This is a genomic window from Streptomyces sp. BRA346, from assembly GCF_052851135.1.
Genome location: NZ_JAIWIH010000005.1, coordinates 400920 through 422297 on the forward strand (window position 1 = coordinate 400920; position 21378 = coordinate 422297).

Annotated in this window: 17 protein-coding genes; 12 read left to right on the plus strand and 5 right to left on the minus strand. The window is 72.0% G+C overall.

The window, feature by feature from the left end:
• Positions 1-61 precede the first annotated feature (61 nt).
• Together LCH29_RS08540 and LCH29_RS08545 are read right to left on the minus strand one after the other, a co-directional pair.
• Positions 62-1252 (minus strand): M20 family metallopeptidase, encoded by a 1191-nt coding sequence (locus tag LCH29_RS08540; protein ID WP_446461090.1) that lies wholly within the window; start codon positions 1250-1252, stop codon positions 62-64.
• Between the two features lie 17 nt (positions 1253-1269).
• Positions 1270-2046: an XRE family transcriptional regulator gene (locus tag LCH29_RS08545; protein ID WP_446461091.1), complete on the minus strand. Its 777-nt coding sequence runs from the start codon at positions 2044-2046 to the stop codon at positions 1270-1272.
• 136 nt (positions 2047-2182) lie between these two features.
• Between LCH29_RS08545 and LCH29_RS08550 the strand changes: the two genes are divergently transcribed.
• From LCH29_RS08550 to LCH29_RS08565, 4 genes are all read left to right on the plus strand, one after another.
• Positions 2183-2743, plus strand: a complete 561-nt coding sequence (locus LCH29_RS08550; RefSeq protein ID WP_446461092.1) for an asparagine synthase-related protein — start codon at positions 2183-2185, stop codon at positions 2741-2743.
• Entirely contained in the window at positions 2727-3026 is a 300-nt protein-coding gene (locus tag LCH29_RS08555) for a PqqD family peptide modification chaperone (RefSeq protein WP_446461093.1), read from the plus strand. The genes LCH29_RS08550 and LCH29_RS08555 overlap by 17 nt, the downstream gene beginning before the upstream one ends.
• Entirely contained in the window at positions 3023-3445 is a 423-nt protein-coding gene (locus LCH29_RS08560; RefSeq protein WP_446461094.1) for a lasso peptide biosynthesis B2 protein, read from the plus strand. The genes LCH29_RS08555 and LCH29_RS08560 overlap by 4 nt, the downstream gene beginning before the upstream one ends.
• A gap of 88 nt (positions 3446-3533) precedes the next feature.
• Entirely contained in the window at positions 3534-4559 is a 1026-nt protein-coding gene (locus LCH29_RS08565) for a protein-L-isoaspartate O-methyltransferase family protein (RefSeq protein WP_446461095.1), read from the plus strand.
• 69 nt (positions 4560-4628) lie between these two features.
• On the opposite strand, the gene LCH29_RS08570 is transcribed toward LCH29_RS08565, so the two are convergent.
• Positions 4629-5129 (minus strand): DUF1203 domain-containing protein, encoded by a 501-nt coding sequence (locus LCH29_RS08570; RefSeq protein WP_446461096.1) that lies wholly within the window; start codon positions 5127-5129, stop codon positions 4629-4631.
• 158 nt (positions 5130-5287) lie between these two features.
• On the opposite strand from LCH29_RS08570, the gene LCH29_RS08575 reads away from it, so the two are divergent.
• From LCH29_RS08575 to LCH29_RS08600, 6 genes are all read left to right on the plus strand, one after another.
• Entirely contained in the window at positions 5288-6226 is a 939-nt protein-coding gene (locus LCH29_RS08575) for a dihydrodipicolinate synthase family protein (protein WP_446461097.1), read from the plus strand.
• The gene (locus LCH29_RS08580; RefSeq protein WP_446461098.1) at positions 6223-7671 is read left to right on the plus strand and encodes a sialate:H+ symport family MFS transporter; all 1449 of its coding nucleotides are present in this window, start codon (positions 6223-6225) and stop codon (positions 7669-7671) included. Before LCH29_RS08575 ends, LCH29_RS08580 begins: the two co-directional genes overlap by 4 nt.
• A 100-nt stretch (positions 7672-7771) precedes the next feature.
• Positions 7772-8938, plus strand: a complete 1167-nt coding sequence (locus LCH29_RS08585) for a CaiB/BaiF CoA transferase family protein (RefSeq protein ID WP_446461099.1) — start codon at positions 7772-7774, stop codon at positions 8936-8938.
• Between the two features lie 28 nt (positions 8939-8966).
• The gene (locus LCH29_RS08590; protein WP_446461100.1) at positions 8967-10181 is read left to right on the plus strand and encodes an acetyl-CoA C-acetyltransferase; all 1215 of its coding nucleotides are present in this window, start codon (positions 8967-8969) and stop codon (positions 10179-10181) included.
• Between the two features lie 791 nt (positions 10182-10972).
• The gene (locus LCH29_RS08595; RefSeq protein WP_446461101.1) at positions 10973-13156 is read left to right on the plus strand and encodes a 3-hydroxyacyl-CoA dehydrogenase NAD-binding domain-containing protein; all 2184 of its coding nucleotides are present in this window, start codon (positions 10973-10975) and stop codon (positions 13154-13156) included.
• Positions 13157-13259: 103 nt separating this feature from the next.
• Positions 13260-14120: an alpha/beta fold hydrolase gene (locus LCH29_RS08600; protein ID WP_446461102.1), complete on the plus strand. Its 861-nt coding sequence runs from the start codon at positions 13260-13262 to the stop codon at positions 14118-14120.
• Between the two features lie 11 nt (positions 14121-14131).
• Here the strand turns inward: LCH29_RS08600 and LCH29_RS08605 are convergent, their stop codons facing one another.
• Positions 14132-14869: a MerR family transcriptional regulator gene (locus LCH29_RS08605; protein WP_446461103.1), complete on the minus strand. Its 738-nt coding sequence runs from the start codon at positions 14867-14869 to the stop codon at positions 14132-14134.
• A gap of 198 nt (positions 14870-15067) precedes the next feature.
• Here LCH29_RS08605 and LCH29_RS08610 point away from each other — a divergent pair, with 198 nt between their 5' ends.
• Both LCH29_RS08610 and LCH29_RS08615 read left to right on the plus strand, forming a co-directional pair.
• The gene (locus LCH29_RS08610; protein WP_446461104.1) at positions 15068-18823 is read left to right on the plus strand and encodes a glycoside hydrolase family 2 TIM barrel-domain containing protein; all 3756 of its coding nucleotides are present in this window, start codon (positions 15068-15070) and stop codon (positions 18821-18823) included.
• A 77-nt stretch (positions 18824-18900) separates the two neighbouring features.
• Positions 18901-19749, plus strand: a complete 849-nt coding sequence (locus LCH29_RS08615; RefSeq protein WP_446461105.1) for an oxygenase MpaB family protein — start codon at positions 18901-18903, stop codon at positions 19747-19749.
• Positions 19750-19779: 30 nt separating this feature from the next.
• Here LCH29_RS08615 and LCH29_RS08620 read toward each other — a convergent pair whose 3' ends face one another.
• The gene (locus LCH29_RS08620; RefSeq protein ID WP_446461106.1) at positions 19780-21264 is read right to left on the minus strand and encodes a M1 family metallopeptidase; all 1485 of its coding nucleotides are present in this window, start codon (positions 21262-21264) and stop codon (positions 19780-19782) included.
• Positions 21265-21378 lie beyond the last annotated feature (114 nt).

The window sequence follows — 21378 nt, forward strand, 5'->3', positions numbered from 1 at the left end:
AGACGGAGTTGGGCAGTTGCTGGGAGTGGATCTGGGAGAAATCTGGGACGGGCCTGGGATGTCAGCCCGCCCGGAGGAGGTCGAGCACGGCGCGCTGATAGACGGCGTACACCGTGGGGAGTTGCGCGAGGTGGGCGCGCTCATCGATGCCGTGCAGGCCCTCGTACGGCAGGCCGAAGCCGGCGGTGGCCGGGATGCCCTCGCCTGCCAGGAGGTTGCCAATGTTCGACGGCCCCGCGGTCTTCGCCCGCACTGTCAGCCCCGCCTCGGCGGCGGCGCCCAGCAGGGCGGCAGCGGGCTGTTCGCCCTCGGTGAGACGGAAGGGCGGCCACGTGGCGACCGGAGTGACTTCGGTGGGCTTCGGGGCGGGCACCTCCGCGTCGAGTTCGGCGACGGCCTTGCTGACGAGCGTCTCGGCGTCGTGGCCGTCGAAGGTCGGGGTGGTGCGGATGTCGACGTTGAGTTCGCACCGGTCGGGGGTGACCGAGAAGCCCTGGCCGCCATGGAAGGCGGTCACCGACAGCTTCGGCGGCAGCGGGAACCCCGAGGCCCCGTCGATACGGGGCAGATCGGCCGTGTCCAGAAGGCGTACGAGGTGCGCGGCCCGGGAGATCGCGCCGACCACGGTCTTGCTGGAACCGGAGTGTCCGGAGGGGGCGTGCACGACGAGGGTGGCCCGCCACAGGCCACGGCCGCCGACCACGACTTCGTCCAGGCCCGGGTAGCCGATCATCACCCCGGCCGGCCGGGCCGCCTGTGGGTCAGCGAGGTAGGCGCGGGCGCCGCCGAAGCCGCCGGTGTGCTCGTCGACGTCCAACAGCACAGCGAGCCCGCCGTGCAGGGCCTCGGCGCGGGGGGCCAGGTCGGCGGCGATGTGGCAGAACATCGCCGCGGCGAGCTTGGAGTCCGCCGAGCCGCGGCCCAGCAGCCAGCCGTCGGCGATTTCACCGCTGGCCGGCGGGAACGACCAGGCGGTCTCGTCTCCGTACGGGGCGGTGTCCACGCACGCATCCAGCGTCCACCATGGGCCGGGACGACCGCCGGGAATCTCCACCAGCAGCCCCACCAGTTCCCCGGCGGCGTCGTGCAGTCGACGGTGCGGCAGGCCGCGGGAGGCGAGCCAGTCCTCCAGCACGCTAAGGACGGGCCCGTAATCGTCGATCCCGCCCCTGCTCGGCCGCCGGATGAGCTCCCGGGCGAGCTCCACCACGGACGCCGTACGGGCTGCGGCCTGCGACACGTTCTCGATCACGTTTCTCCCTCGCCCCCTCAGTTGTGCCGTACCGGCAGCGCGCGGACGGCCTCGATCGTCTCTACCGGCCGCGCGGACGCGCACGCCTCCCGACCATGGTGGACCAGTCCGACGGCCGCCTCCCGGCTGAGTAAGACGCCGCAGTCGAACCCCTCCGCCCCGTGGAACGACGGCAGCGGCACGACCGCGGCGGTCTCCGAGGCCACGAAGAACCGTTCCAGTGCCTCGGTCGGCTCCACCATCCTGATATGGAGGGTCTTGACGCCGTTGCGGCGCGCGGATGGGTCGCGCAGCTCCAGCAGCCGCACCAGGTGGTCGGCGAGCGCCCGGTGCCGCGGCGGTCCGTACAGCACGCGGTAGTGGACCAGGTCCGGGTGTTGGGCCACCGCCGTCTCGATCGCCGCCAGATACGCCTTCTCCCGGCTGCGGGAGCCGGTGACGACCAAGTGCTCACGCGCTCCGGCCGCGACGTCCACCATCGCCTCGACCAGGTCCGTCCAGCGGGTGAGCATCTTGACCACCACCGCGGTGCCGGAGGTCTCCAGCACGCTCGTGGCCGCCGCGCCGTCCTGATGCGCGAACAGCACCTCCGGGCGCTCTCGGTACAGCTGGCATAGCCCAGCCCGGTTCCGCTTGCCGGTCCGGCGCCGCCCGGACTCCCATGCGCTCATCAGACTCGCGTCGGCCGCCCCGCCGGTGATCGCGTTGAGCGCGTCGGCGGCTTCCTCCAGCGTCATGTTCCGCGCCAACCGTGCCCGCTTGAGCGCCGACTCCCCGCTTGTCAGCCCGGCCACGGTCATCCTCCCGCCTGGTGATACGTGGTCGGTTCAGCGCACATGGATTCCACCGCACGTCCCCCTTCATCGGCCATCCTTCGTACTCATCCCCGTATACAGCTGTCCGCATCCCACACCGCCTGGCAGGGACTCGATGTCTCGTCAGCGGCTGGACGAGCTGTCCGAGGAACCCCGTCACCTGACGGCGTGGACGGACCGCCAGGATCTCGCGCGAGTCGGGGCGAACACCACCGGGTGGCGCGAGATCGCACTTACCCGCCACGGCGTCGAGATCGCCGCCCCCTTCCTGGACAACGAGGTCATCCGGGCCTGCCTGGCCGTGCCCGCAGACCGACGTGGCACCCCGGGCCGGTACAAGCCGCTGCTCAGCGAGGCATTCGTCCACACCAACGTTCTGCCGAACTTCGTCCTGTCCCGTACGACCAAGGGCGGCTTCAACGCACTCGCCTACGCGGGACTCACCCGTCACGCCCCGGTCCTTGCCCGGTTGCTCGGCCCCTCCTCCCGGCTGGCCGCCGCCGGACTGATCACCCGAGCACCCGCAACGGGCATGCTCCAGCGCGCAGCCGCCGGACAGCCAACAGCCCAGGGCGCCTTGCACCTGGCCATCAGCGCCGAGGTGTGGCTGCGCCAGCTCGAGACCACCACCCCCGCCTCATGGTGGGAGGTGACCGACTATGTGGCAGCTGCGTGAGACCACTCGCGCGGTGCTCGCCGACGACGGCGGCGCCATCCTCGACGAGCGCACCGGCCGCTGGACCCATCTGACCCCGACCGCCGCAGCTGCGGTCATGCTCCTGCTGTCCGGCACCACCGAGCACCAGGCCGCTGAACAGTACGCCGTCCGCTACGGCATCAGCCTTGAGCGCGCCGCCACCGATGTCCGCACGGTCGCTGACGCCCTCACTGCCCGGGGGCTCGCCGCCACCGAGGCCAACAGCTGGGACTGTCCCCGCCGGTGGGGGCTGTGGCGATGACGAGCATGGAGACCTACTCCACCGTCCGCACCGGCACCGCCGCCGAGCGCTGCGTCGCGGCCGTCGGGCTTGTACTGGCCCTGGTGCTGCTTCGGCTGCCGTTCCGGCACACCGTCCATGCGGTCCGCTGGGCCCGGCGGGCAGGTGGTCGGCCGCTGACCGCGGCAAAGGCCGAAGCACTGGTCATGGCGGTCAGGCACACCGGTCGTCTGTGGCCCGGCCGGGTCGCGTGCATGGAGGCCTCGCTCGGCGCGGTCCTGGCCGCCGGGCTGCTCGGCCGCCGTCTGCACTGGTGCCTCGGCGTGCGGTTCTCCCCGCCGCCGGTTGAGTACCACGCCTGGGCCGAACTCCCGGGGTACGGCCCGGTCGGTGAGTACACCGAGGCAGGCTGGCACCACCACACCGCCCTCACCATCTGAGCGCCGCCGCTTCGCGGGCAGCGTGTCCTTCACTCGCCCGGAGCAGTTGACGCATACGCGTACCCCACCCCCCTCTAAGGAGTGAGCCGTGAGCGATATCGCCCTGGCCGCCGTATCGGTTCCTGAGCGTCACTACGCCCATCACGAAGGCCGCGGCGCCACCCCGCACCGCTCGAACCCCGCCGTCATCCACCGAGAGCTGGGCACGCTGGACGTCAGGCCGGGCATGAACGTCGCCGAATTCGGCACCGGCTCCGGCTACTCCGGCGCCTTGCTCGCGCGACTCGTCGGCTCCCACGGGTTCGTCGTCAGCCTCGACGTCGACACCTACCTGACCCGCTGGGCCAACCTCATCCACCTGGAGCGGGGCCTGCGCAACATCCGTTGCCACACCGCCGATGGCACAGCGGGCTTTCCCGACCGCGCCCCGTACGACCGGATGGTGGCCTGGTGCACCCCGTCGCTGCTGCCCCAGGCGTGGGTGGAGCAGGTGGCCGACGGTGGCCTCATCGTCGCTCCGCTGCCGATCGCGCCCCTGCCCAACATGACCGTGGTCGCCAAGATCCGTGCCCGTGGCAGGCAGCCCCTGGTGGAGGCCGTGTTCACGGGCGGCTACATCGAGGCGACCACCTCGCCGAAAGGCAATCTCGACCTGCCGGGCAGGTGGGTCGACTGGGAGAACCGTGTCCCGGGACCCTCCTGGATCTCCATCGCGTGGCGCGGAAAGGATGACTGGCGGAACGACGGCGCCCGCACCACCCTGGACCGCCTGTTGAAGGAGCCGTACACCGAGCCGTACGAGGGGCCTGAGGTCGACTGGCCGTCCTGGCGAACCTTCGTCGCCGCCATCGACAGCCCCTATCTGACGATGGCCGGATTGAGCCCGGACCTGTGGGCTATCGGGCACTCGACCCGGACCACAGCCGCCGTTATCCGGCAGGACGGCACCGTCCTGGCCGATGGACCCAAGTCGCCGTCCCTGACCGTTCTGCACGGATGGCTGAATGACTGGGAGGCGGCAGGCCGTCCTGCCCCCGAGACCTACACCCCGAGTCTGGTCAGACATGACGCCAGTCAGGGCCCGGCTGGCTGGACACTGCGCCTCTCGCGATGATGCCTCAGTGGTGACGCGGGTAGTCGTGGTCGTCACCTGGGGCACAGGGCGACACGTCGAGCGGCGCGCCTAACCCACCCGCCGCGTTTCGGCCACGAAGCAGCCGAACTCGACGCAGCGCACATGCACCGCGGCCACCTCGGGGTCCGCGTACAGCTCCGCCAGGGTCTCCTCGCACGCCTCCTGCCCGCCGCCGGTCAGCAGGCGGCCGCCGAGGATATTGCCCTGCGCGGAGTAGGCGCGCAGCACCCGGTGGTCGCCCCACATGCCGGACGGGAAGCCGGGGCCGGTCCAGCCGTCGCACTCCTCGGCATGCAGGTAGACCGGGCCCTGCTCGTCGTACGGGCCGGGCTCGGCGCCCGTCTCCTCGGCCCAGCGGCGCAGCGGGGCGTAGGAGACGAGAGCGATGGTCTCGCCGGGGAGGCTCCGGCCCAGACAGCAGCGCAGCGGGCTGTTGCCCTCCTCGTCCGCCACCATGCGCGGCGGGTTGCCCGCGTCGTCCTGGATGCGTAGGCGCTTCGCCACCTCGGGTGCGATGGCCCGGATCTCGTAGGTCATGGTGTCGCTCATGCGTTTCATCGTCGGCCGTGGGCGCCGCGATGGCTGGCGGTATTCGGACGGGGCGCTGGAGGCAGGCGTACTTGACAGGGGGATGGTGCTCCGTCAGATTCTCCCCACACATCGGACATCCGACGTCCGGATTGCCCCATAAGGAAGGCAGGGTCCAGATGAGTCTTCCGGCTCCGCTCACCGGTGTCGTCCCGCCCCTGTGCACCCCCCTCACCCCCGCCGGTGAGGTCGACCGGGCCTCCCTCGCCGCGCTCGCCGAGCGGCTGATCGACGCGGGCGTGAGCGGCCTGTTCGCGCTCGGCTCCAGCGGCGAGGCCGCGTATCTGGGCGACGGCAGGCGCCGTACCGTCCTGGAGACGGTGATCGAGGCGGCGGCCGGGCGGGTGCCGGTGCTCGCCGGGGCGATCGACATGGCGACCGAGCGGGTCGTGGACCACGCCCGTACCGCCGCCGCGCTGGGCGCGGACGCGATCGTGGCCACCGCGCCGTTCTACACCCGCACCCACCCGGTGGAGATCGCCGACCACTTCCGGCGGGTGCGCGAGGGTGCGGGGCTGCCGCTGTTCGCGTACGACATCCCGGCCTCCGTCCACTCCAAGCTGACGCCGCGGATCGTGCTGCCGCTGGCCGCCGACGGCACGCTCGCCGGGCTCAAGGACAGCAGCGGCGACGACGGGGCGCTGCGGCGGCTGCTGGTGGAGGCCCGCCGCCGCGGCCTCACCGACTCCTTCTCCGTACTCACCGGTTCCGAACTCGCCGTGGACGGCGCCCTGCTGGCCGGTGCCCACGGCGTCGTCCCCGGGCTGGGCAACGTCGACCCGGCGGGCTACGTACGGCTCTACGCGCACGCCCGCGCGGGCCGCTGGGGCCGGGCGCGGGCTGAACAGGACCGGCTGGCGGCGCTGTTCGCCCTCACCGACGCCGGGGATCCGGCCGCGATGGGCGGCAGTTCCTCGGCGCTCGGCGCGTTCAAGGCGGCGCTGCATCTGCTGGGCGTCATCGCCTGCCCGGCGACGGCCGCGCCGCAGGTGCCGCTGGGGGACGACGCGGTGAAGACGGTGCGTCAACTGCTGGAAGAGGGAGGGCTGTTGCCGTGACGGCCGAGGCATTACGCGGGCCCTGGTACCGCCAGGTCTCCCGGCGGCAGTGGAAGTCGCTGTTCGCCGCCTGGATCGGCTATCTGCTCGACGGTTTCGACTTCGTGCTCATCACGCTCGTGCTGACCGAGATAGCCGACGAGTTCGACGTGAGCGCGGCGTCGGCGGCGAGCCTGGTCTCGGGTGCCTTCATCACCCGCTGGCTCGGCGGCGCGCTGCTGGGGGCGATGGGGGACCGGTACGGGCGCAAGCCCGCGATGATCGCCAGCATTCTGCTCTACTCCCTGGGCACCTTCGCGTGCGGCTTCGCCTGGAACTACTTCAGTCTGTTCGCCGCCCGGCTGCTGATTGGCATGGGCATGGCTGGCGAGTACAGCGCGAGCGCGACGTACGCCCTGGAGAGCTGGCCCGCCCCCTTGCGCAACCGCGCCTCCGGCTTCCTGATCTCCGGCTACGCGGGCGGCACGATCCTCGCCGCCGAGCTGTACAAGTGGGTCGTACCCGCCTGGGGCTGGCGCTGGATGTTCTACATCGGCGTCCTGCCCGTGTTCGTCGCGCTGTGGGTGCGGCGCGCGCTCCCCGAGGCGGGGGACTGGCGCGAGGAGGTGGCCGCGTCCGGCGCCGCCCGGCCCAACCCGTTCCGCCCCCTGTTCACCGGCCGCCTCGGGTACCTCAACGCGGCCCTGGCGGTGGCCGCGAGCGCCGCCCTGTTCTGCGTCTTCACCCCGCTGGGGGCGGGCTGGCGGTGGCCGCTGTCGCTGCTGGCGGCGGGCGCCCTGCTCGCCTTCGCCGCCCAGCTCGGCGGACGGCGCGGCTGGCTGCTGTACGTGGCGCTGATGTGCACCGTCTTCTGCGCCTTCCTCTACAGCTGGCCCATCCAGGCGCTGCTGCCCACCTACCTCAAGACCGAGCTGGGGTACGCGCCCTCCGAGGTCACCGACGCGATGTTCTACGCGGGCTTCGGCACCATGGCCGGCTGCTGGCTGGCCGGGTTCGCCGGTGACCGGTTCGGGACCCGGCGGGCCTACGCGTACACCCTGCTCGCCTCGCTGTGCTTCGTCTTCCCGGTGTTCGCGGTGCGGGACACGCTGGTGGGGCTCGGGGTGCTGCTGTTCTGTCTGCTCGCCCTGAGCCAGGGGATCTCCGGCATCCTGCCGAAGTACATCGCGAGCCACTTCCCCACGGAGAGCCGCGCCGCGTCGCTCGGCTTCGTCTACAACACCGGCGCCCTCGGCGGCGCGGTGGCCCCCGTGCTGGGCGCGCACCTGGCGGAGGGCATGCCGCTCGGGCAGGCCCTGGCGGTGCTGACGTCCGGTCTGACGCTGGTGGTGATCGTGCTGGTGGGAGCGGATGTCCCGCGTCGACTGGGCCGTCTGGTGGACCCGGAGCTCACGGGCGACCACCTGCTGCGGGACCGCCCGCTCCCGGCGGACACGCCGGGCTGAACACCCCGCTCCGGGTGGGGGCTTGTGGAATGGGGGGCGCGTTCCTAGCATCGGCGGTGTTACAGCGGTGGTGTCATACTTCAGGCTAGGGCGGACCCGGATGGCGGCGGCAGCAGACGTGGGCGGAGCGACGGGGCACGGGCCGCTGGCCGGGGTGCGGGTGGTGGAGCTGGCCGGAATCGGGCCCGGCCCTTTCGCGGCCATGCTCCTCGGCGACCTGGGCGCCGATGTCGTACGGGTCGACCGCCCCGACCGCCCCGGGGGCCTGAAGGTCGACCCGGCGTACGACCTCGCCAACCGCAACAAGCGCTCCGTCCTGCTCGACCTGAAGTCCACGCGCGGCCGGGACGCCGCGCTCGGCCTGATCGAGCGGGCCGACATCCTCATCGAGGGCTACCGCCCCGGCGTCGCCGAGCGGCTGGGCCTCGGCCCGGACACCTGCCTGGAGCGCAACCCCCGGCTCGTCTACGGCCGGATGACCGGCTGGGGCCAGGAGGGCCCGCTGTCCGAAACGGCCGGGCACGACATCGGCTACATCGCCATCACCGGCGCGCTGGGCATGACCGGGGAGGCAGACGGCCCGCCGGTGGCGCCCGCGAACCTGCTCGGGGACTACGCGGGCGGCTCGCTCTACCTCGTCATCGGGGTCCTCGCCGCCCTCCAGCACGCCCGCTCCGGCGGCACCGGCCAAGTGGTGGACGCGGCGATCGTGGACGGCACCGCGCATCTGACCGCCGTCCTCCACGGCATGATGGCGGCCGGCGGCTGGCAGGACCGGCGCGGCAGCAACCTCCTCGACGGCGGCTGCCCCTTCTACGGCACGTACGAGACCGCCGACGGCGGCCACATGGCGGTCGGCGCGTTGGAGCCCGCGTTCTACACCGAGTTCATCGACCTGCTCGGGGTCGCCGACGAGGCGCCCGCCCGCAAGGACATCGACAGCTGGGACCGGCTGCGCGCCGTCATCGCCGCCCGCTTCAAGGAGCGCACCCGCGAGGAGTGGACGGCCGTGTTCGCCGGGTCGGACGCCTGCGTCGCGCCCGTCCTGTCGCTGCGCGAGGCCCCCCGCCATCCGCAACTCGCCGCCCGCGGCACCTTCGTCGACGAGGCGGGCATCACCCAGCCCGCGCCCGCCCCGCGCTTCTCCGCCACCCCCGGCCGGGTGCGCGGCGGCCCCGCCCGGCCCGGCGCCCACGCCGCCGAGGTGGCCCGCGACTGGGGCGTTCCCGACGTACTGCCGACGACGCCCACCGACTCGGCCTCCTGATCCGCCCACCCCCGAAAGGCAGCCTGACGTGAGCACCGAAGCGTACGTGTACGACGCCATCCGCACCCCGCGCGGACGCGGCAAGGCCGACGGCGCCCTGCACGGCACCAAGCCCGTCGACCTCGTCGTGGGCCTCATCCACGAGATCCGGCGCCGTTTCCCCGAACTGGACCCGTCCGCGATCGACGATGTGGTGCTCGGCGTCGTCAGCCCGCTCGGTGACCAGGGCTCCGACATCGCCAAGGTCGCCGCCATCGCGGCGGGGCTCCCGGTCACCGTGGCGGGTGTCCAGGAGAACCGCTTCTGCGCCTCGGGTCTGGAGGCCGTCAACCTCGCTGCGGCCAAGGTCCGTTCGGGATGGGAGGACCTGGTGCTGGCGGGCGGCGTCGAGTCGATGTCGCGCGTGAAGATGGGCTCCGACGGCGGCGCCTGGTTCGCCGACCCGATGACCAACTACGAGACCGGCTTCGTCCCCCAGGGCATCGGCGCCGACCTCATCGCCACGCTCGGGGGATTCACCCGCCATGACGTGGACACCTTCGCCGCGCTGTCCCAGGAGCGGGCGACCCTGGCCTGGAAGGAGGGGCGCTTCGACCGCTCCGTCGTCCCGGTCCGCGACCGCGCCGGGCTGACCGTCCTCGACCGCGACGAGCACATCCGCCCCGGCACCACCCCCGAGACCCTGGCCGGACTCAAGCCGTCGTTCGCCACGATCGGCGAGGCGGGCGGCTTCGACGCGGTGGCGCTCCAGAAGTACCACTGGGTGGAGGCCATCGACCACGTCCACCACGCGGGCAACTCCTCCGGCATCGTGGACGGCGCGGCCCTCGTCGCCATCGGCAACCGCGAGACCGGCGAGCGCTACGGGCTCAACCCCCGCGCCCGCATCGTCTCCGCCGCCGTCTCCGGCGCCGACCCGACCATCATGCTCACCGGCCCGGCCCCCGCCTCCCGCAAGGCACTGGCCAAGGCCGGGCTGACCATCGACGACATCGACCTGGTCGAGATCAACGAGGCGTTCGCGGCGGTCGTGCTGCGCTTCGCCGAGGACATGGGCCTCGACCTGGACAAGGTCAACGTCAACGGCGGCGCGATCGCCATGGGCCACCCCCTGGGCGCCACCGGCGCGATGATCCTCGGCACGCTGGTGGACGAGCTGGAACGGCGCGGCGAGCGGTACGGGCTGGCGACGCTGTGCGTGGGGGGTGGCATGGGCATCGCGACGGTGGTCGAACGGCTGTAGTGGTGGCCGGGCTTTTCCCCACCCCGCCCCTTCCCGACCCCGGGGCTCCGCCCCGGCCCCCCGGGGGCTCCGCCCCTCGACCCCGCCGGGGGCTCCGCCCCTGGACCCCATGGGGTTCCGCCGGTGGACCCCACGGGGTTCGTCCGCCGGGGCGTTGTCCTGGGGTCCGTCGGGCTTCGCCCCGGCCTCACGGGGTTCCGCCCCTGGGCCCGGTCCGGGGCTTCGATCCTGGTCCCTGCCGGGGTTCCGCTCCTGGGCCTCACGGGGTTTCCGCCGTTGGGTTCGCCGGGGCGTTGCCCTGGGGCCCGTTGGGGTTCCGCCTCTGGATCCGCCGGGGCTGGCCCCGACCCCCGGGCTTCGTCCCTGGACCGCCAGGGCTCGGGCCCCCGGGCTCTGCCTGGTTCTGGGGCTCGGCCTCACCAGGCTCCGCCTCTGGGCCGTACGGGGCCCCGGGGGCCATACCGGGGCCCCGGGCCCGGGCCGAGCCGGGCTCCGGGGCTGGGCTCCCACCCGGGGCTTCGGCCTTGGGCCCTCCGGGGCTCCGGTCCCGATCCCAACCGGGGCTCTGCCCGTGGGCCTTCCGGGGCTCCGCCCCTGGACCCTCCGGGTTCCACCCGGGCTTCGCCCGCGGCCCCAACCGGGGCTTCGCTCCTGGACCTCACCGGGGCCCGCGCGGCGGGGCCGCGGCGGGGCCCGGTGGGAGCCGGGGGCGGGAGGAGCCCGCACCGTCCGCATCCGCATCCGCATCCGACCCGCTTCCGTTCCGCCCCCTCGCCTCTGGAGACCGTGAGATGAGCAACGCCACCGCCTCGACCATCCGCTGGGAGCAGGGCGACGACGGCGTCGTCACCCTCGTGCTCGACGACCCCGGCCAGTCCGCCAACACCATGAACGCCGCCTTCATCGCCTCCCTCGACGCGGTCGCCGACCGGCTGGAGGCGGAACAGGAGGCGATCCGCGGCGTCATCGTCACCTCCGCCAAGAAGACCTTCTTCGCGGGCGGCGACCTCAAGGACATGGTCACGCTGGGGCCCGACCAGGCCCAGCAGGCGTTCGAGACCAACCTGCGCATCAAGCGCGGACTGCGCCGCATCGAAACCCTCGGCAAGCCGGTCGTCGCCGCGATCAACGGCGCGGCGCTCGGCGGCGGTTTCGAGATCGCCCTCGCCTGTCACCACCGGGTCGCGCTCGACACCTCCGCGTCGCGGATCGGCTTCCCCGAGGTCACCCTGGGCCTGCTGCCGGGCAGCGGCGGGGTCGTCCGCTCGGTGCGGCTGCTCGGCGTGGCCGACGCGCTGCTCAAGGTGCTGCTCCAGGGCACCCGGTACGCCCCGCGCCGGGCGCTGGAGGCGGGTCTTGTGCACGAGGTCGTGGACACGCCGGAGGAGATGCTGGCCAGGGCGCGCGCCTTCATCGACGCCCACCCCGAGTCGCGGCAGCCCTGGGACGAGAAGGGCTACCGGATCCCCGGCGGCACCCCGGCGGACCCGAAGTTCGCGGTCAACCTGCCCGCCTTCCCGGCCAATCTGCGCAAGCAGCTGAACGGCGCCCCCTACCCGGCGCCGCGCAACATCCTCGCCGCCGCCGTCGAGGGCTCGCAGGTCGACTTCGAGACGGCGCAGACCATCGAGGCCCGCTACTTCACCGAACTGGTCGTCGGTCAGACCGCCAAGAACATGATCCAGGCGTTCTTCTTCGACCTCCAGGCGGTCAACTCCGGTGCCAACCGGCCACAGGGGATCGAGCCGCGCACGGTCCGCAAGGTCGCGGTGCTGGGCGCAGGGATGATGGGCGCGGGCATCGCCTACGCCTGTGCCAAGGCCGGTATCGAGGTCGTCCTGAAGGACGTCTCCGACGAGGCGGCCGCCAAGGGCAAGGCGTACGCGGAAGGGCTGCTGGCCAAGGCGGTCGCCAAGGGCCGTACGACCGAGGCCCGGCGCGACGCGCTGCTGGCGCTCATCACCCCGACCGCCGACCCGCGCGACCTCGCGGGCTGTGACGCCGTCATCGAGGCGGTCTTCGAGGACCCGGCGCTCAAGCACAAGGTCTTCCAGGAGATCGAGTCCATCGTCGCGCCGGACGCTCTGCTGTGCTCCAACACCTCCACCCTGCCGATCACGATGCTGGCGGAGGGGGTGGAGCGCGCCGGTGACTTCATCGGGCTGCACTTCTTCTCACCCGTCGACAAGATGCCGCTGGTCGAGATCATCAAGGGCGAGCGCACCGGGGAGGAGGCGCTGGCCCGCGCCTTCGACCTGGTGCGGCAGATCAGCAAGACCCCGATCGTCGTCAGCGACTCCCGCGGCTTCTTCACCTCGCGCGTCATCGGGCACTTCATCAACGAGGGCGTGGCGATGGTCGGCGAGGGCATCGACCCGGCCTCGGTCGAACAGGCCGCGGCCCAGGCGGGCTACCCCGCCAAGGTGCTCTCCCTGATGGACGAGCTCACCCTGACCCTCCCGCGCAGGATCCGCGAGGAGACGCGGCGCGCGACGCTGGAGGCGGGCGGCGAGTGGCGGCCGCACCCGGCCGACGAAGTCATCGACCGCATGGTGGAGGAGTTCGGCCGCCCGGGGCGCAGCGGGGGAGCGGGCTTCTACGAGTACGACGCGGCCACCGGCAAGCGCCTGCGGCTGTGGCCGGGGCTGCGCGAACACTTCGGCACCACCTCCGACAACAGCATCCCCTTCGAGGACATGAAGGAGCGCATGCTCTTCCGCGAGGCCCTCGACACGGTGCGGCTGCTCGAGGAGGGCGTGCTGACGTCCGTCGCCGACGCCAACATCGGCTCGATCCTGGGCATCGGCTTCCCCGGCTGGACGGGCGGGGTGCTCCAGTACATCAACGGCTACGAGGGCGGCGTGGCGGGCTTCGTGGCCCGCGCCCGGGAACTCGAGGCGGCGTACGGGGAGCGCTTCGCGCCGTCGCCGCTGCTGCTGGAGAAGGCGGAGTGCGGCGAACGCTTCACGGACTAGCGGGCGTTCATCGGACCGGGGTGTCGATATCTGGCCGATATCGGCACCCCGTTGGCGAGATATAGCCATGCATCAGCGCGCGCCGAGCGGGTGGACTGGCCCCATGAGCAACATGAGAAACGAACACCCCACCGGCACCCTCTTCGTCCTGGTCCACGGGGCCTGGCACTCCTCCTGGCAGTGGGCGCCCACCCAGCGCGCCCTGGCCGGGCTCGGCGCGGTGAGCCTCGCCGTCGATCTGCCGGGGCACGGCTTCGACGCCCCGGTGCCCTCGGGCTATCACGCCCCCGGCCAGCCGGGTCTCGCGACCGAGAAGTCCGCGCTGGCCGGGCTGACCCTGGAGGAGTGCGCCGGGTCCGTCGTCTCGGCGCTGCGCGCGGTGCGCGGCCACCGGCGGGTCGTCCTGGTCTCGCACAGCGCCGGTGGCCTCTCCGCCTCCCTGGCCGCGGAGCAGGCTCCGGAACTGGTCGACGAGCTGGTCTACCTGTCGTCCGTCGTGCCCGCTGGACGCCCCCGCTTCGCCGACTACATGACGTCCCCGGAGCAGGCCGCGACCACGCGCGGCCAGGGGCTGATGGTGGGCGACCCGGAGGCCATCGGCGCGTTCCGCATCAATCCGCTGTCCGCCGACCCGGAGTACGCGGAGGGGCTGCGGCGGGCCTACTACCACGACGTCCCCGCCGGATCCTTCGCCCGCTGGCGCCATGCCCTGAGCCCCGACATGCCGTTCGCGATACCGACCACCCCGGTCGCCCTCACCCGGGAGCGGTGGGGCCGTATCCCGCGGACCTTCATCCGGTGCGCGGAGGACTGGGCCCTCACGCCCGCCGTGCAGGACCTGATGATCGCGGAGGCGGACGCGGCGATGCCGGACCAGCCGTTCACGGTGCGCACGCTGCCGGGCGGTCATTCGCCGTTCGCCGTCCGCCCCGCCGAGCTGGCCGCCGCCCTCGTACGGACCTGAGCACACAGGGGTCAGTCGGTCCCGTACCAGGCGCGCAGCTCCTGCTTCATCGACCGCTGAAACGCGATCACCAGCGCCTGCACCACCAGCGGCTGCATGTCCGCCGACAGCGACTTCTTCGCCGCCACCCGCTCCGCCCCGCCGCCCGACTCCGGCTCCCGCTCCGGGCCCCACACCTCGTCGCGGAAGAGGCGGCCCAGCTCGCGGGCCACGGAGCGGCTGTGCTCCAGCACGACGGTGTGGGCGGCCAGGATCGTCTCCAGGTCGATCGGGACGTCCAGCAGCCGCAGGCCCAGGTGGAGCACTCCGGGGTCGACGCGGAAGACGTCCGGCCGGTCCGTGCGCTCCAGCGCGTGGAGGGCGGCCAGCCGGTCGACGTCCTCGTCCGACAGCTCGCGCCCCGCCCGCCGGGCCAGTTGTTCGCGGGTCGCCTCCTCGGGTGCCTCGGGCGCCCAGGAGGCGACGAGGGCGCGGTGGATGGCGAGGTCGTCCGCGCTCAGGTCCTCCGGGAGCTGCCGCAGATAGCGCTCGATGGCGGAGAGGGTCATGCCGTGGTGCTGCAACTCCTCGATCAGCGCCAGCCGCGACAGGTGCCCGGGCCCGTAGAGCCCCACCCGGCGCGGGCCGATGGCGGGCGGCGGAAGCAGTCCGCGGGTGCCGTAGAAGCGGATCGTACGGACGGTCACGCCGGCCCGGGCCGCCAGCTCGTCGACGGTGAGGGTCGGTTCCTCGCTGTCGGGGGTGCTCATGGGCGCGCCTCGCTCTCCGGTGTGCTGCCCGCTCAGGCGTATCAGTATTGCTGTCTCATCATCACTGTGAAACCTTGCGGCCTTATCCGATCGCACAGAGATCCGTCCGCACCGTTGACGCTCTCTTTACCCGGCCCATAGCGTGCATCGCTGTTCAGCTGTGTTGGTTTTCTTGCGAATATGTGAGGTGGGGTCGGATTGGGCACGGTACGCGGCAGATACGGCACACGACTGATCGCGGTGGCGGCTGCCATGGCCACCGCGCTCGGTGCCGCCCTCACCACGGCGGACAGCGCCGCCGGAAGGGCACCGGACGCGGGCAAGTTCCCCGCCGATGTGCACCGTTACCTCGAGGACCCGGAGAAGACGGGTGAGGGCCAGGAGCCCCCGCACACCCGGCTGAAGCCCACCGGGCCGGACGCGGAGAAGTGGCAGCGCAGCCTCGACGGCAGCTGGCGGTTCGCCCTCGCCGACAAGCCCGAGAACGCGCCCGCGGGCTTCTGGAAGGAGGGCTACGACGCGTCCTCTTCCCAGGGATTCCAGCGCGTGAAGGTCCCGCACACCTGGCAGACCGACGACCTCGACCACCCGATCTTCCGCAACATCGACGGCGAGATCGTCCCCGAGAACCCGCCGAAGGTCCCGCGCGACGTCAACCCCACCGGGGCGTACCTCAGGGACGTCCAGGTGCCGAAGAGCTGGGACGGGCGGCGGCAGGTGCTCCGCTTCGACGGGATGACCTCCGCCGCGTTCGTCTGGGTCAACGGCGCTTACGTCGGCTACGACCAGGGCGGCTACGTCCCGGCCGAGTTCGACGTCACCGACTATCTGCGGCCCGGCCACAACCGCGTCGCCGTCCAGGTGCACCGCTGGAGCGCGGGTTCGTACCTGGAGGACTACGACCAGTGGCGCTTCGCGGGCATCTTCCGCTCCGTGTCGCTGTACTCCACCCCCAAGACCCGGATGGAGGACGCGTACGTCACCACCGACCTCGACGCCGACTACCGGGACGCCACGCTGCGCACCGAAGTCGACATCGCGCGCACCGAGGGCGGGACGAAGGACAAGCAGCGGGTCACGGGCGTGCTGTACGACCCGCGCGGCCGCGAGGTGCGGCGGCTGTCCGCCGAGGAAGCGGACGGCAAGGCCGAGCTGACGGCGGAGGTGAAGAACCCCGCCAAGTGGTCCGACGAGACGCCGAACCTGTACCAGCTGGTGCTGAAGCTGCGCGACGCCGATGGCAAGGTCACCCAGACCGCCCGGCAGAGCGTCGGCTTCCGCGAGGTCGAGGTCGAGGACAAGCAGCTCAAGCTCAACGGCAAGCGCATCCTCATCCGCGGCGTCAACCGCGCCGAGACCGACCCCACCACCGGCCGGTACGCCACCCGGGAGCGCATGGAGCAGGACGTCCGGCTGATGAAGCGGCTGAACGTCAACGCGATCCGCACCTCCCACTACCCCTCGGACCCCTACCTCTACGAACTCGCCGACCGTGAGGGCATCCTCATCGACGACGAGATGGAGGTGGAGACCCACAGCTTCGAGAACTGCCCGGACGACTGCCTCGCCGAGAAGCCCGAGTGGCAGAAGGCGTTCCTCGAACGCCACCAGGGCATGGTCGAGCGCGACAAGAACCACCCCAGCGTCATCATGTGGGACACCGGCAACGAGGCCGGGCTCGGCAAGGCGCACTACACCATGGCCGAGTGGACGAAGAAGAACGAGCCGACCCGGCCGCTGTACCACCAGCCCAACCGGCCCGACGGCGACGCCCCCTTCGCCGACATCGCGGGGCCCCGCTACCCGACGCCCGCGAAGCTCGAAGACAAGGCCAAGACCTTCACCAAGCCGATCGTGATGGGCGAATACGCGCACGCGATGGGCAACAGCCTCGGCAACTTCCGGGAGTTCTGGGAGGTCATGCGGAAATACCCCAGCGCCCAGGGCGGCTTCATCTGGGACTGGGCCGAGCAGAACATCAAGCGCCCCCTGATCACCACCCCCGACTCCTCCGGCAACCGCGTCGCCGCGAGCCTGTCCGGCAAGCCGAAGGTGGTCGACGGCCACAGCGGCAAGGCGCTGTACCTGTCCGGACTCGACGACTTCGTGGAGACCTACCGCGATCCGAAGCTGGACCTGACCGGCAAGGAGGTCACCCTCGACGCCCAGGTCAAGCCCGCCGAGGAGTTCACCGGCGACTTCACCATGGTCAGCAAGGGCGACCAGTACGTGCTGCGGATGAAGGACGCCGACACCCTGGAGTTCACGATCACCAGCGAGGGCAAGCCCCGCACGGTGACCGCGGACGTCCCCCAGGGCTGGACCGGCGCCTGGCACCGCGTCACCGGCACCTACGACGGGGGGCACTTGCGCCTCTACGTCGACGGCAAGCAGCTCGCCGAGACCGCCTGGAGCGGACCGCTGGACTACACCGGTTACGACCTCGGCGTCGGCCGCAACGCCGACACGATGGAGGACGGCTACCCCGGACGTACCGCCAAGGGCACCATCGACCAGGTCCGCGTCTACGACACGGCCCTCGGCGCGGCCCGGCTCGCCGCCGGTGAGGACCCCAAGCGGGACGCCCTGATCGCCCTGGACTTCGACACCTTCCAGCGCAAGGGCGACTATCTGTCGTACGGCCTCTACGAGTCCGGCGTGGACGGACTGGTCACCGCCGACCGCACGCCGGAGCCCGAGACCGCCCAGCTCGCCTGGGTGCAGGCGCCGATCCGGATCACCGACGCCGACGCCCGCGGCGGCAAGGTCAAGATCACCAACGAGCGCGTCTTCACCGGCACCTCCGACCTGCGCTTGCGCTGGAAGGTGACCGAGGGCGCGAAGACCGTCGCGAGCGGCACCCGCGGCCTGGACGTCGGGCCGGACGCGAGCGAGGAGGTCCAGCTGCCCGCCCCGCCCGCGAACCCTGGCGGCTACGAGCGCCACCTCACCGTCGAGGCCGTGACCGCCCACGACGCGAACTGGGCGAAGGCCGGACACGTGGTCTCCTTCGGGCAGTTCGCGGTCGGCGGGACGAAGGTCCCCGAGCCCGAGCGGGCGCGTAACCACGGCGCCAAGGCCACGTCCACGGTCAAGGGCGACACGGTCGAGGTCACCGGACCGGACTTCCGCTACACCTTCGACAAGAAGAAGGGCACGCTCACCTCGATGCGCGCGGGCGGCCGAGAACTGATCACCTCCGGCCCCGAACTCGACGTCTGGCGCGCCCCGATCAGCAACGAGCGCTCCGAATGGGGCACCGCCGAAGGCAAGCAGTGGCGCTCCCTCGGCCTCGACCGGCTGCGCGCCACCGTCGTCGGCATGGACGTGACCCCGGGCGACGACGGCACTGTCACCGTCGCCTTCCGCACCACCGTGACCCCGCCCGAGGTGACCGACGCGTCCTTCGACCAGACCATGACGTACCGCGTCGACGGCTCCGGAGAGATCGGCATCCGGCACCAGGTCCAGGCGCGCGACGAGGCGGCCAAGCTGTCGTACCTGCCGCGGGTGGGCATGAAGCTGAAGGTGCCGGAGCGGTACGACACGTTCCGGTGGTACGGCCGCGGTCCGGTCGAGAACTACAACGACCGGAAGGACGGCACGCCCATGGGCGTCTGGTCCTCCTCCGTCGAGGACCAGTACACCGAGTACCTGAAGCCGCAGGACCACGGCAACCACGACGACGTGCGCTGGGCCTCGCTCACCGACGGCCGCAGCGGTGGCCTGCTGGTCTCGGGCGACCTGGAGGTGGGCGCGAGCGCGTACGACGACCTCGACCGCGCGGCCTACCCCCACCTCCTGAAGCGCAACGACGGCTGGAACACCCTGCACGCCGACCACGCCGTCACCGGCGTCGGCGACACCCCGAACCCGGTGCGCGACCAGTACCGGGTCAAGGCCGACAAGGCGTACGACTACACCCTCACGCTGCGTCCCCTGTCCGCGGACTGACAGCGACCGCCCCCAGCCGGTGCCCGGGCCGCGGCCCGGGCACCGGCGCGTTCTCCGGCGCGCGTCACGATGGAGGTATGAGCACCACACGCCACACCCCGCCGGAGCCGCCGCCCGTCGGCGGCATCCTGTGGTCCATCGCGGGTGACATACGCAGCGTCCTCGCCCTGCCCGCCGCCACGGCCATGCAGGTGGCGCACCCGGGCGTCGGCGCGGGCGTGGACCAGCACTCCGCCTTCCGCACCGACCCCTGGGGGCGTGGCGAGCGCTCCCTCCAGTCGGTCCAGTTGTGGGTGTACGGCGGGGAGCGGGCGGCGCGGGAGGGACGGCGGCTGCGGACGGCCCACGAACCGATCCGGGGCGTGGACGCGCACGGGCGCCCGTACCACGCGCTCGATCCCGCGCTCTACGCCTGGGTGCACGCCACCGCTTTCCCCGCCTACCTGCACGCACAGCGCTATCTGGGCCGCCGCCCGTTCACCGGGGCGGAGGAGCGGCAGCTCTACGCGGAGCTGCTCCGGGTCGGCCGGATCCTCGGCCTCGAGGACCGCGACATGCCGGGGACGGTCGAGGAGTTCTGGCCGTACTACCGGCGGGTGCTGCGCGAGGAGCTGGAGGCGACGGCCGTCGTACGGGAGCTCGTCGCGGCCGACGCGCCCCTGCCCCCGCCCGCCGCTCCGCTGCCGCGCGCCGCCTGGCCGCTGCTGCGCCCGCTGTTCAACCGCTTCCGGGCGTTCCTGACGGCAGGGCTGATGCCGCCCGACGCCCGCGAGGCGATCGGGCTGCCGTGGACGGCGGCGCGGGAGCGGCGGCTGCGCCGGTTCGGGCTCGCTGTGCGGGTGGTGGTGCCGCTGCTGCCGGAGCGGTGGCGGTACCTCCCGATCGCCCGCGAGGCCCGCCGCGCCGCCCGCCGCCGGACCCCCTAGAACACCAGGGGCCCGGCGGCCGACGCGACGTCACCGCTCGGAGTGCGCCGCCTGGATCTTCTGCCAGGACTTCGGCCGCACCGGCGCCTTCGCCGGGCTCAGCTCCACCGCCCGGGCCTGCGTCGCCCCCGGCTTGGACGGGGTGAACAGCCAGGTGTCGAAGAGCGCGGCCAGCGGCTCGCCCGAGACCTTCTCGGCGTACGCGACGAAGTCCTTCACCGAGGCGTTGCCGTACCGATTCTTCGCCGTCCAGCCCTTCAGGATCGCGAAGAAGTCCTTGTCGCCGACGCGGTTCCGCAGCGCCTGGAGCGCCAGCGCGCCCCGGTCGTACACCGCATCGTGGAACTGGTTCTCCGCACCCGGGTCGCCCGGCTCGACCTTCCAGAACGGGTCGTCGGCCGGGTAGGAGTCGTACGTGTAGTCCGCCAGCTCCTGCGCCGTGCCCTCGCCCTCCTTCTCCGACCACAGCCACTGCGCGTAGCTCGCGAAGCCCTCGTTGATCCAGATGTCGCGCCAGTCCTTCACCGAGACGCTGTCGCCGAACCACTGGTGCGCCAGCTCGTGCACGACCACCGACACGTTCGAGCCCTTGGCGAACTTCTTCGGGCCGTAGAAGGGCCGGGTCTGGGTCTCCAGGGCGAATCCGGCGGACACGTTCGGCACATAGCCGCCCAGCGCCTCGAAGGGGTACGGGCCGAAGACCGTGGACTCCCAGTCGGCGATCTCGGCCGTCCGCTCGATGCTGGCCCGCGCCGCGCCCGCGTTCTCGCCCAGGTCCTTGCTGTAGGCGTTGAGGACGGGCAGCCCGTTCGCGGTGGTGTCCGTCGTGATGTCGAACGTGCCGACCGCGAGCGTGGCCAGATAGGTGGCCTGCGGCTTGCTGGAGCGCCAGTTGTAGCGGGTCCAGCCCAGCTGCGAGCTGTTCGACGTCAGGACGCCGTTGCTGATGGCCTGCGTACCGTCCGGCACCGCGACCGAGACGTCGTACGTGGCCTTGTCCAGCGGATGGTCGTTGCTCGGGAACCACCACCACGCCGACTCCGGCTCATTGGCCGCGACCCCGCCGTCCGGCGTCCGCTGCCAGCCCGTGAAGCCGCCCGCCTCCACCTTCGACGGCGTGCCGCTGTAGCGCACCACGACGGTGAAGGGGCGGCCGGAGTCGAGCGCCGCGGACGGGGTGATCTCCAGCTCGTGGTCGCCGGTCCTGGTGAACGCCGCCTTCTTGCCGCCCACCAGCACCTCGCGCACATCGAGCGCGAAGTCGAGGTTGAAGCGGGACAGATCCTGCTTGGCGTTGGCGACGATCGTCGCCGTGCCCTCCAGGCGGTCCGTCTTCGGCTGGTACTTCAGCCGCAGGTCGTAGTGGGAGACGTCGTATCCGCCGTTGCCGTACGAGGCGTAGTAGGAGTCCCCGATGCCGGGCGCGCCGGGTGCCGGTTCGGCCGCCGACGCCGGGATCGCCAGCAGCAGGCAGGCCGCGGCCGCGCTCGGGACGATGAGTCTGTGGTGACGCACGAGTCCTCCAACTCGTAGGGGAGAACGATCACTCGCGACTCTATGTACTCCCTGTGCGCACTTCCCGTCCATCGGTCATCTGACATGCAATCGACATCCAGCCGCCACAAGGCC